Below are 12,021 nucleotides of genomic sequence, written 5' to 3' on the forward strand. Positions count from 1 at the left end.
CAAAAGTGAAATTTTAGATATGATTATACAGATAAGTTCTGTTTGGCTAAAAACATCTTCAATACAATCAAGCTCAAAGGTTTCAGCCAAATCGCACCCCTGTGTCTCAAATATTTAGTATTTTTGTGCGATTAAGAAATTTTTTATTATGGCTAAAATATACCCTAAAGGTTCAGAGTGGAGAAAATGGGATTTGCATTTTCATACGCCGTCTTCCTATGATTATAAAGACAATAGTGTAACTAATCAAGACATTATTGACTCACTTATCATGAAGGATATAGCTGTTGTTGCTATAACAGACCATCATGTTATAGATATTTCCCGAATTAAAGACCTTAAGAAATTAGCGGCTGAAAGTTTATTGGGAGAAATAACCATATTGCCTGGTATTGAATTTTTATCTGATGCGAGAGGTTCAGAACCTATACATTTTATAGGAATTTTCCATGAAGATGCTGATATTGAATATATATGGGGACAAATAGAAAATAAAACTTCTTTATGTGAAATTAAAAGGGATGGGAAACAACCTAATGAAGTTTATTGCGATTTTGCAGATACAATTAAACTGATTCATGAATTAGGAGGCATTGTGTCTGTACATGCAGGACAAAAGCATGGTAGCGTTGAGTGTATAACTAATTCATTACCACATACACAAGCACAGAAAAAGGACATCGCTCATTTAGTTGATATATATGAATTAGGCAAAGAATCTGACCAAGAAGGATATAATAGAGTTGTTTTTCCTGCAATAGATAAGGTATTGCCTATGGTTATCTGTTCCGACAATCATAATGTAAAAGCTTATGTACAGAAACAAAATTGCTGGATAAAAGCCGACCCTACTTTTAATGGGTTGTTACAAATTATATATGAACCAATAGAACGGGTAAGGATTCAAGAAAATAATCCTAAGTTTGATTTTGAAAAATCGCCCTTTACGGATATAAAAGTCAAAGCAAAAACCACCATTTTTAATGACCCTGTGGATGATATACACTTTGACTTGTGTGAAATATCATTAAACAGCAACCTAATATCTATTATTGGCGGCAGAGGTACAGGGAAAAGCATTTTGGTCGATTATATAGCAAGGGGATTAGGTAAAGAAAACACGAAAGCATATTCTGTCTCGCAGGATGTTTCTGTTTATAGGCAAACATCATTACGAGAAAATACACAAGAATTTAATTTAGGAGATAGTCCCAATATTCCTTTCTTGTATATATCTCAAAGCCAAATAAAGGAACTGGTTTCCGACAAAGTGAGATTTACCCAAAATATCAGGGAAACTATTGGTGTAACTGATGAATACGCTCCAAATCCTGAATATAGAGAAAAAGCAGAAGATGTTACGAATGAGTATTTTAGGGTTGTGAAAATTTTGGATGCCAACGAAACTACCAGTACCGCTAAAAAAGAAAAAATCCGTGCAGACATAAAGAAAAATAAAGAACTTATAGCTAATGTAACATCTGAAGAAAATAAACCAAAGCTGGAAAATTATCAGAAAGTTCTAACCAAATTGGAAAAAATAAATCTTTGGTTAAGTCGCATCAACAAATTGAAACAAACGATATTATCCAACAAAGAAAATATTAATCAGGAAATTACAAATATAAATCAAGATTTAGGAGCAAATTCGGGCTGGAATATTCCATTGTTAAATACAGACGATACAATCCGTTACATAGATACGGAACTATTGCCTAAAATCATAGCTACTCAAGAGGAAGTACAGAAAGAAATAGACATAACAAAGGCTGCTTTTAAAGACTTTCAAGGAGATTTAAGCACATTGCTCAATAATATAGGAGAATTTCAAAATAAGGTTTCTGCGCTGGAACGGGATTTAGCTATTATTGAGGAAGAAGAAAGGAAATTCCAAGATATTAAGACTTCATGGTTCAAAGACTTAGGGGAGGCTATCAAGAAATCTATTGACGACTATACAACTCTGATTTCAAATAAATGGCAAAAATTCAAAGAAGGGTATGAGGGTATGCGACCTGACATGAAGGACCTATTGGCAACCATTCTAAACAAAGATGAGTTGGATGTTGTCGTAAACATACGATTTGACAAGGATGTTATATACAATCATCTTTTAGATAGACTTGATAAAAGAAGCTATAACATAGATAGGTTAAAAGATAGCCTCAAAATAGAAACAATAGAAGATTATTTTAATTTTATCCAGCAAGCACCAGCAAGCACCAATCTATTTAGTGATTCTATTACAAATTTAGTCCGAGGCTATTTGCCTGATTTATTGTTTAAAAAATATAACTCTTTTATATCGCATGAGATAGTTGTTACATCAAAAGGAAAACCTATCACTAAATTATCACATGGGCAACAAGGAACTATCTTTTTGAGATTACAGTTAGCTTCCCGTGCTTTTAGTGAAACTATAATTTACGACCAACCCGAAGATGATCTTGATAATGATTTTATTATGAGAGATTTGGTTGATATATTTAGAAAAATAAAACGATATAGACAAGTCGTAATAGTATCACATAACGCTAACTTAGTTGTAAATGCTGATTCTGAACAAATTATAATCGCCGAAAATATTGATGGAGTCTTGAAATATACATCAGGCTCACTTGAAAATCCTATTATTAATGAACGGATTTGTGCAATTTTGGAAGGTGGCAAAAATGCGTTTTTAAGCCGTGAGCAAAAATATCACTTAAATGTTCCAGTCGTTTTATAAGTCATAATAAGAGCCGCAAAATACGGCTCTTACTCTTTTTATTCTACTCCTCCTTCGGCAACAAATGCCTTAAATTCTCATCATTCCGAATCCGCTCCAACTCATCCGCCACAATCTGTTTGGCTTCCGCTTTGATACGGTCGTAATTCTCCTTAATCATTTCTTTCATGCGATCCACGCCGTTTTCATCTACAAAGTTGGTGATAACTGGTATTTTCTTGTACACTTTCGTTTCTGCGGAAACACGTTCGTTATCGACAACGATTTCACAGTGGAAAATCTTCTGCTCAATACGTTCATCGAAATTGTCTGCCACCGCTCCAACAAACATTCCCTGTGTTAAGTTACTAATCTTGCTGGGTGGTATCAGGCTATCCATTTGGGTAGAAATGGAAGTCGATTTATCGTTCCGGTTTATCGTCATGGACTGGCGTTTCTGTAACACTTTCCCGAAACGGTCGGACAACGTTTTCGCTGTATCGCCGACCACTTGCCCGGAAAAGATATTGCCTACGGTGTTCATCACCACAGCCGCCTCCTTATCCCCATAGTCGCGCTTTAGCTGCGAAAAATCCTGAAAGCCCAACAATACAGCAACCTTGTTGCTTCGCGCAGTGGCTATCAGGTTATCCAACCCTTTGAAATAAATAGTCGGCAACTCATCAATGATAACCGAAGATTTGAGTTGCCCCTTTTTATTAATCAACTTCACAATACGGGAATTATACAATCCGAGAGCCGCACCGTATATATTCTGGCGGTCGGGATTGTTCCCCACGACCAACATTTTAGGGTCGTCCGGATTATTAATATCCAGCGTAAATTCATCGCCCGACATTACCCAATATAATTGTGGACTAATCATGCGGGAGAGCGGTATTTTCGCACTCGCAATCTGTCCTTGAAGCTGGTCGGCAGCCCCAGATTTCCACGCATCCATAAAGGGAGAAAGGTAGTTTTCGAGGTCGGGATAAGAGGTTAGAATCGGAAAAATATCTTCATAACTTTTGTTCAAAAACTCGATAGCATGGGGAAAAGTACAATACTTCCCATCCTCATAAATCCGCAAATACCAGATAATAGCGGCGAAAAGAATAATCGGGGATTCGACGAAGAAGTCACCCTGCTTCTGTACCCACGTCCGGTTCAAATTCAGCATTATCGTATATGCCGATTCGTAGGCATCCGAAATATCATCCATAAACGAAGGATTAATCGGATTGCAACGGTGCGAACGGCTCGGATCATCGAAATTAATTACATAGAATGTCGGTACTTTCTCGTAACCTTCCCGGTTGTTTAACAGGTGGTTATAAGCAATAGTCGAGAGGTCTGGAAACTTGAAGTCGTAAATATAGCCTGTATAGCCTTTCTCAATCTGCTGTTTGATAAATTGGTTTACAACGGCATAAGACTTACCCGAACCCGGCGTACCCAAAACGATAGCTGCCCGGAACGGATTTACAACATTTATCCACCCTTTCCACTGCTTCTTTTTATACCAGAATTTCGTAGGCAGATTTACCGAATAATCGTTTACCATCAGCTTAGTTTCCTGCATAAACGATTCGTTTTCCGTATTGAAAACATCGTCAAACATATTGTTTTTGAGTAAGCGGCTTATCCATGTACCCGCCATCAATAATAATATGTAGCCTGCCGAAATGGTGAAAATATATAATCCGGCATTGGCTACTTTGGGTAACGGTAATGCCAATAGCCACCAGTTCAAAAAGAACAGGACGAAACCGATACCGAGGCATACATAGATTTTTGTCCATGTAATCTTTTCCTCTTTCACGCCCTTTGTTCCCAGACAGGACAAAGCGAGAAAAACAATAGCAAAGATTTTCGTCCACAGGATAGAGGTAAATAATCCGGCGGTACGGTTAAAATTCATCAGGATTTTATCGACCACGCCGATATTGATTCCCCACTCGTGCATTGCCTCGTAACAGAACCAATACACATTTATCACTACAAATAGTATAGAGAGCGCACGCATAAAGTCCATCACCTTAGCCAAGCCCCTCAAGTCATCTTCATTTTGCATAATCGTAAAAATTAAATTGTTCTTACTTCAAATTTTATAGCTGCCTGCCGTACCTGCGCTTCTTCTTTTTCTTGCGCCTTAGGCTCGGCTGATTGTTGTCCTGCCCCTGTGTTTCGGGGGTTAGGACAGATAACAGGCTACTCGCCGCATCATCGACCGTAGAATGCCCGGCTTGCGGTTGCTTGTCGGTAGTGGATTTATCAGTCTGGCGTAAATCATCAGTCGATTTTACTTGCTGTGTTTGCAGATCCTCGCGGTGCGAATCATCTGCGAACCGTTCATTAAGAACATTCGCTGAAAACTCCTTACCCAGACGCGAACCGTTTAGTACCGCCCGTTCGTTGTGGTCGATAAACGTAGCCCCGAATATGCGCCCTTCATCGTTGCGGCGAAGCACCAAGTCAATACCTTTCTTCTGTAATGCCGTCCGGAACTCGCTTTCGGTGCGGGTACTATTCAAGGCTTCGGAAACCATTGTACGGGTACGGGCTGTAACACCGTCCGTTTTGATTCTTTCTTTCGATACGCCAAACTGCTTTTCCAACGCCTCGATACCGAGAGCTTTACCGAACAGGGAGGATTTTAAGGGCTTGCCGATACGGTTGCCCTCATCGTCCAATGCAGAGTAAACCAATCCCCGGTAAGGCTTGCCCTTATTCTCCCCTTTGATTTCCTCCACGCCTACATTATATAAGGATAGCAGAGCGCGGTATTCGCCGAGTGTTTGGAAACGGTACATTTCGGAAAGCGGCTTGATAACGTTGGCCACCTGTTTTTTTAAGTTCCCCTGGCTAACGTTTACCGGAGCAAGCTGCCACGCCTCGCCCTGCTTCTGACCGTTGGCGGGAATCAGGTTATATTCCTTTTCCAACTCCCGCCGGATTTTGTTGCTGCGGTCTTTCTCGAAGCTGTCGGGAACAAGCGAGCCATCGGGACGGACACGGGTCAAACGATGTGGATGTGCTGGCGGTCTATATCCTCATGTTTGAAAATCATGTAAGGCTGCGAACCATATCCCAACCGCTCCATATACTTTTGCCCGATCTCGGTAAGCTGCTCATCGGTCAGTTTATCGTCCGGGTGCGGATTCAGTGAAGCATGAATAACTGGCTTTTTAGTGGTGATATGCGAGGGCATAAACCGCTCAAAATCCTGCATACAGGTAGAGGCATTGAATGCTCCATCGGTAGGTTCAATCACTAAATTAGTCGCCAGAATCTTACCCAAACCCTCGTCCACTTTCTCCTGATTGTAGGAAAGTGCGCCGTACAGATTGCTTCCGTGAGAGATTTTCGCCACCATTTTTTACAGGTATTTCGCCTTAAACTGCTCGCATAGCTGCATCACTTCGCGCCCGATTCCCGCCAGTTCTACGGTCGCTTTTTCTAATTTATAGAGCAATGCGAGGGCTTTTTTCTCCCCGAAATTGCTGTGCAGTTCCTTTACAATCTGGTTGTAATTAACGCCCACGCTCCGAAACTGGCTGTGTAACGCGGTCAGCTTTGCGGTAAATTCGACAGCCGATGCGTCCGTTTTTACTACCCGGAACTCATCGCCAAAGATGCGGGCTGAGATAAAAGCAGACAGCGAACTTACGCCTGATTGCTCGAACATGGCAAGAAATCCGGCGTGCTGGGTGTCCGTCAGGTTCACCGTCAGCCGATGTTTCGCCGGGTCGTTCTTCGGGGGTCTGCCCCCCTTTCCCCGTTTGCGGGGTTCTCTTTTTTCTTCGTTCATAACATTAATCTTTTAGTGGTTATATGAACGTTTGCGGTCGGCTCATGCCGGCTTAATTTTTCCCGACTTCGGAGAGGAAAATCCCCTCTGGAAGAGCAAGAGGTTGATGCTGCAAAAAACGAAGTTTGCTGCAATCAACACATCTTGCTATTTGCCAAAATGCAAATACGTTTTGCCCGCAAGGGGCATCTTTTCGTCCCGAACTTTTCGGGATATAAGACTGCCCTTCGCCGGGCTATTTTTGAGTGCCGGAACTATCTTAAAAATCGGCATGAATACCCCGCAACGTTTCACGCTGCAAAGTTATAGTGAATAAATAACACGCTGTATATCAATAAGTATAGACAATCCCGGACAGAAGCTACCACCCCTCGAAAATATGGTGCAAGTATGAAAAAGAAGGCGTTTATTTGCTCCCGAAAATGGATTTGAAGCCTCGCTGATTTATGAATTTACCGAGGTGAAAAACCAACTATTTGAATTTGTATTGTCGTGCTGTCGTACTGTTGTAAATAAGTGCTGTTTTATCGGAATATCACTTTGCATTTTTACTCTTTCAGCTATGTATTGCTGTAAGTAAATGAACAGGCAGAAAACTATCAAAGCATTTCATTCTGTCAATGTGGAAATGCGGCAATCAATAGGCAAACAATCAAATATTAACTGAATAAAAGCAGTACCGGATTAGAGGTACAAATAATTCAATAAATAACAATTAAAACATTCAGAACAATGAAAAAGGAAGTAAGTAAAAAAGAGCCGAAGTATGTAGCGTTCAGCACTCAAAAAGGCGGAGCAGGAAAAACGACTCTTACGGTTTTGATCGCAAGTTATCTGCATTATGTCAAAGGTTACAATGTGGCAATCGTGGATTGCGACTACCCGCAGCACTCCATTGCTGAAATGCGGGAACGCGATTTCAAAATGGTGGAACAAGACGAGTATTACAAGGGAATGGCTTACGAACAGTTTACCCGTTTGGAAGGAAAGCGAGCCTATCCTGTGATTGAGAGTAGTACGGAAAAAGCGTTGAGCGATGCCGATGCGCTTTGTGAACAGGGTGAGTATGACTTTGTGTTCTTCGATCTGCCCGGAACAATGAACAATCGTGATTTAGTTCTCGCCCTCGCCAGTATGGACTATATCATCGCTCCGATTGCTGCTGACCGTGTAGTAATGGAAAGCACCCTCAACTACATGATTGTTGTAAGGGACAATATCGTGAACACGGGTAAATCCAATATCAAAGCGATGCGGCTATTATGGAATCTGGTTGATGGCAGGGAAAAATCCGAATTATATGAGGTGTACGAAGGGGTTATCAAAGAGTTGGGGTTTATAGCCCTTAACACCTTCATTCCCGACAGCAAACGTTTTCGCAGAGAGCAGTCGGTCAATCACAAAGCCCTGTTCCGTTCAACATTATTCCCTGCGGATAAATCCCTTGTAAAAGGCAGTAATATAGATGCCCTTACCGATGAGCTTTTGGAATTGATAAATGGGTAAGCTATGGCAAAGAAAGTGGATACATCAGGGTTTGACCCCGACTTTATCATAGGTCAGACCAAACCCGACAACAGGGCAAATTCGCAGGTTATCCAACCCGCTGAACCTGCGTTGGAAGATAGCCCGCCAGAACAGGAGAATTTACCGGAACAGCCGAAAGAAAAAGAAACGCCGAAGCGCAAGCGCGGCGGGCAGGCAGGATATAAAGAAACCTTTTTGAAGCGTAACGAAATCAAGACACGGCAATGTGTCTATATCAGCTACGATGTTCATGCGGTTATCACAAAACTTGTCAGGGCTTTGGTCGATGCTGGAAATGATATTTCCGTAGGCGGGTATATAGATACGGTGCTTAATGAACACCTGCAACTCCATAAGGAAGAAATAAACGAGGTATATCGGCAACGCCCGGACGATTTACTGTAAATGAATAAGCTATGGAAAGATATATCATCTCAGCCATTATGCTGTACGCATTAGTTGTTGTCCTGTACCTGCTTCGGGAACGGATGCATAAACGGAAAAAGAACGCAGCGAAAAATCCCGGTTTCAATCCGTTTCGTTCCACCCCGAAAGAGGATATAATCGGCAAAAGTAAATTTGACCTTAGACAATCCCGGACAGAAGCTACCACGCTGATTCATAATGAAAAACGGATTGAAAATGCGCCTATATTTGCTGATGAAAACAAAAAAGATGCTCCGGTAACACCCCCTTTGGTTGAATCGGAAACAGTCTTATCCGATGAAAATATGACGGACGAAAATTCAAACGAAATCAATTTAGTAATTGAGAACACACCCCCCGAATTTGAGCCGGAATATAACACAGAAGATATAGACGAAGAAGAAACAGAGGATGAAGATACCGAAGGGGTTGCCGGGGTTTCGATGGCACTCGGACTTGGCTTTGACGATCTGGCGGGAATGGTGCGAACGGTAGAAACTACCGATGTCGCAACAACCGAAGAAAAAGAAGAAGCCGGGCGGGTACTGGTAGAAATACGAAAGACCGAAATGTTCGATCAGGTCGCAGGCGATGAACCGAAAAAGAAAGTGGTGTCCGCACTTATGGACGATTACTTCGCAGCTTTCCACCGCAAGAAACGGGAGGCGGGAGAAACGGACGAGCCTGTGATGAAAGCACCGAAAGATTTTGATTTACGCAGCTTTGCGTAGGATGTATAACAAGTAAAAACAAAGTAAAATGAAAGAAAGGGATTACGGTTAGCTACGCCTGACCACCACTAAAAGATCGAGTTAAACAACAATTATTCATTTCCGGTACAGGGGACTATTCCACCCCCTGTACCATTAATCAAAAAATCGTATGACAAAGAAGAAAATTCTTATGTCGGCAGCCTTTATTTTCGCTGCCGTATCATCCGCCTTTGCACAGGGCAACGGTATCGGGGGCATTACCGAAGCTACCAATATGGTAACATCGTATTTCGATCCCGGCACAAAATTGATTTACGCCATCGGTGCGGTCGTAGGGCTTATCGGCGGAATCAAAGTATATAACAAGTTCTCTTCGGGCGACCCCGATACATCGAAAACCGCCGCCTCTTGGTTCGGCGCGTGTATCTTCCTGATTGTCGCCGCCACCATCCTACGTTCCTTCTTCCTGTAATCCATTTCAAAAACGATAAAACGAAATGGAGCATAATATTAATAAAGGCATAGGCAAGAGCGTGGAATTTAAGGGCTTGAAAAGTCAGTATCTCTTCATCTTTGCAGGCGGTCTGTTGGCTGTATTCGTGGTCTTTGTGATTATGTATATGGCAGGTGTAGACCAATGGGTTTGCATCGGTTTCGGCGTTATCGCCGCCTCCGCTCTGGTATGGCTGACTTTCAACCTGAATGCGAAATACGGGGAGTATGGATTGATGAAAGTGCTGGCAAAACGCCAGCACCCGCGCTACCTGATAAACCGCAAAAATTCCCGCCGCTTGTTCAGCCGACCAAAAAAGAAGGAGGTGCGCGATGCGTAATGTAATGAAAGCGGCTACCATCGAAAGCAAGTTCCCGCTATTGGCAGTGGAACACGGTTGCATCATCAGTAAAGACGCGGATATAACGGTAGCCTTCCGTGTCGATCTGCCGGAACTGTTCACCGTTACCGCAGTCGAATATGAAGCCATACACTCGGCTTGGGCGAAAGCCATCAAGGTTTTGCCCGATTACTCGGTTATCCATAAGCAGGACTGGTTCGTAAAGGAAACCTACAAACCCGAAACGGACAAGGAAGATATGAGCTTTTTGTCTCGCTCGTTTGAACGCCACTTTAACGAACGTCCCTACCTGAACCATAGCTGTTTCCTGTTCCTGACAAAAACGACTAAAGAGCGAATGAGAATGCAGAGCAATTTCTCATCGCTTTGTCGTGGAAATATCATACCCAAAGAGGTAAACAAGGACACAGCTACCCGGTTTTTAGAAGCGGTCGGACAGTTCGAGCGCATCGTGAACGATTCGGGATTTGTGAGCCCTACCCGCCTGACCTCGGACGAGATCACAGGAACGGCAAGCGAACCCGGACTGGTAGAGAAATACTTTGCCCTTTCGCTGGACGATACTACCTGTTTGGAAGATATGGAACTCGGAGCAGACGGGCTTCGCATCGGAGCAAAGAAAGTATGCCTGCATACGATTTCCGATGTGGAGGACTTGCCCGGAACGGTCGGAACGGATATGCGCTATGAAAAGCTATCCACCGACCGGAGCGACTGCCGATTGTCGTTTGCAGCACCCGTAGGGTTGCTGCTCTCATGCGACCATGTGTATAACCAATACATATTCTTGGACGATTCGGCAGAAAACCTGCGGAAGTTTGAAAAGTCTGCCCGCAATATGCAATCGCTTTCAAGGTATAGTCGCGGAAACCAAATCAACAAAGAGTGGGTCGATAAATACCTGAACGAAGCGCACAGTTTCGGGCTTACCTCTGTCCGGGCGCACTTTAATGTCATGGCTTGGTCGGAAGATGCGGAGGAACTGAAACATATCCGTAATGATGTCGGTTCGCAGCTTGCCCTTATGGAATGTAAACCACGTCATAATACAACGGATGCGGCTACACTCTATTGGGCGGCTATGCCGGGCAATGCGGGGGATTTTCCTTCGGAGGAAAGTTTCTATACGTTCATTGAACCTGCCTTGTGTTTCTTTACCGAAGAAACCAACTACAAAAGTTCACTTTCGCCTTTCGGCATTAAGATGTGCGACCGTGTGAGCGGTAAGCCCCTCCATGTAGATATATCGGATTTACCAATGAAGCAAGGAATAACCACCAACCGAAATAAATTCGTGTTGGGGCCATCCGGTAGCGGTAAATCCTTTTTCATGAATCACCTCGTCCGCCAGTATTGGGAACAGGGAACGCACGTTGTCTTGGTCGATACAGGAAACTCGTATCAGGGATTGTGTGAAATGGTACGCCGGAAAACCAAAGGTGAGGACGGGATTTATTTCACATACACAGAGGAAAATCCGATCAGCTTTAATCCTTTCTATACGAACGATTACAAGTTCGATGTGGAAAAGAAGGACAGTATCAAAACGCTGCTTTTGACGCTGTGGAAATCCGAAGATGATAAGGTAAGCAAGACCGAAAGCGGGGAACTCGGTAGCGCAGTATCGGCATATATCGAGCGCATCAGGGCTGACCGCAGTATCGTACCGTCCTTTAATACTTTCTACGAATATATGCTGGGCGACTACCGCCGGGAACTGGAAGAAAGGGAAATCAAGGTAAGCAAAGAGGATTTTAACCTCGACAATATGCTTACCACCCTGCGCCAGTATTACCGGGGCGGACGTTTCGACTTTCTCTTGAACTCCGAACAGAACATCGACCTGTTGAATAAGAGTTTCATTGTCTTTGAAATTGATTCGATTAAGGGTGCGCCCGTCAAGGCAGCATAAGAAATATCCTTTGGCAAGGATTAGGTAAGTGTTCTTTGAAAAACCTATCATCACCCGGCTTATCTGAAAGG

General features: G+C 42.9%; 8 protein-coding genes and 2 pseudogenes. 7 read left to right on the forward strand and 3 right to left on the reverse strand.

Annotation, left to right across the window (positions count from 1 at the left end):
• Positions 1–148 precede the first annotated feature (148 nt).
• Positions 149–2,728: a TrlF family AAA-like ATPase gene (locus M2448_RS17450; RefSeq protein WP_280647424.1), complete on the forward strand. Its 2,580-nt coding sequence runs from the start codon at positions 149–151 to the stop codon at positions 2,726–2,728.
• Positions 2,729–2,771: 43 nt separating this feature from the next.
• Here the strand turns inward: M2448_RS17450 and mobC are convergent, their stop codons facing one another.
• From mobC to mobA, 3 genes and pseudogenes are all read right to left on the reverse strand, one after another.
• The gene (mobC, locus tag M2448_RS17455) at positions 2,772–4,781 is read right to left on the reverse strand and encodes a conjugal transfer protein MobC (protein WP_280647425.1); all 2,010 of its coding nucleotides are present in this window, start codon (positions 4,779–4,781) and stop codon (positions 2,772–2,774) included.
• Between the two features lie 34 nt (positions 4,782–4,815).
• Positions 4,816–6,083: pseudogene (gene mobB, locus M2448_RS17460) on the reverse strand (conjugal transfer protein MobB).
• A gap of 3 nt (positions 6,084–6,086) precedes the next feature.
• Complete coding sequence (gene mobA / locus M2448_RS17465; protein ID WP_259020183.1) at positions 6,087–6,518, reverse strand: conjugal transfer protein MobA; 432 nt, start codon at positions 6,516–6,518, stop codon at positions 6,087–6,089.
• A gap of 732 nt (positions 6,519–7,250) precedes the next feature.
• Here mobA and M2448_RS17470 point away from each other — a divergent pair.
• The 6 genes and pseudogenes from M2448_RS17470 to M2448_RS17495 all read left to right on the forward strand — a co-directional run.
• Positions 7,251–8,024: an AAA family ATPase gene (locus M2448_RS17470; RefSeq protein WP_280647426.1), complete on the forward strand. Its 774-nt coding sequence runs from the start codon at positions 7,251–7,253 to the stop codon at positions 8,022–8,024.
• A 3-nt stretch (positions 8,025–8,027) separates the two neighbouring features.
• Positions 8,028–8,450, forward strand: coding sequence for a DUF3408 domain-containing protein (locus tag M2448_RS17475; RefSeq protein ID WP_163318301.1), 423 nt, complete (start codon positions 8,028–8,030; stop codon positions 8,448–8,450).
• Positions 8,451–8,461: 11 nt separating this feature from the next.
• Positions 8,462–9,202, forward strand: coding sequence for a hypothetical protein (locus tag M2448_RS17480; protein WP_280647427.1), 741 nt, complete (start codon positions 8,462–8,464; stop codon positions 9,200–9,202).
• Between the two features lie 151 nt (positions 9,203–9,353).
• Complete coding sequence (locus M2448_RS17485) at positions 9,354–9,656, forward strand: DUF4134 domain-containing protein (protein ID WP_032853573.1); 303 nt, start codon at positions 9,354–9,356, stop codon at positions 9,654–9,656.
• Positions 9,657–9,681: 25 nt separating this feature from the next.
• On the forward strand, positions 9,682–10,017 hold the full coding sequence (locus tag M2448_RS17490) for a DUF4133 domain-containing protein (RefSeq protein ID WP_163307938.1): 336 nt from the start codon (positions 9,682–9,684) through the stop codon (positions 10,015–10,017).
• Positions 10,010–11,926 (forward strand): annotated as a pseudogene (locus M2448_RS17495) (TraG family conjugative transposon ATPase); the annotation flags it as partial. The gene M2448_RS17490 and the pseudogene M2448_RS17495, both read left to right, overlap by 8 nt.
• Positions 11,927–12,021 lie beyond the last annotated feature (95 nt).

This window comes from Dysgonomonas sp. PF1-14 (assembly GCF_029892965.1).
Classification (GTDB): Bacteria; Bacteroidota; Bacteroidia; order Bacteroidales; family Dysgonomonadaceae; genus Dysgonomonas.

What these genes read in the sequence shown, in the direction of transcription:
- M2448_RS17490 (WP_163307938.1), top strand. Translation starts at nt 9,682, where the DNA reads ATGGAGCATAATATTAATAAAGGCATAGGCAAGAGCGTGGAATTTAAG.
- M2448_RS17470 (WP_280647426.1), top strand. Translation starts at nt 7,251, where the DNA reads ATGAAAAAGGAAGTAAGTAAAAAAGAGCCGAAGTATGTAGCGTTCAGC.
- M2448_RS17450 (WP_280647424.1), top strand. Translation starts at nt 149, where the DNA reads ATGGCTAAAATATACCCTAAAGGTTCAGAGTGGAGAAAATGGGATTTG.
- M2448_RS17475 (WP_163318301.1), top strand. Translation starts at nt 8,028, where the DNA reads ATGGCAAAGAAAGTGGATACATCAGGGTTTGACCCCGACTTTATCATA.
- mobA (WP_259020183.1), bottom strand. Translation starts at nt 6,518, where the DNA reads ATGAACGAAGAAAAAAGAGAACCCCGCAAACGGGGAAAGGGGGGCAGA.
- M2448_RS17485 (WP_032853573.1), top strand. Translation starts at nt 9,354, where the DNA reads ATGACAAAGAAGAAAATTCTTATGTCGGCAGCCTTTATTTTCGCTGCC.
- mobC (WP_280647425.1), bottom strand. Translation starts at nt 4,781, where the DNA reads ATGCAAAATGAAGATGACTTGAGGGGCTTGGCTAAGGTGATGGACTTT.
- M2448_RS17480 (WP_280647427.1), top strand. Translation starts at nt 8,462, where the DNA reads ATGGAAAGATATATCATCTCAGCCATTATGCTGTACGCATTAGTTGTT.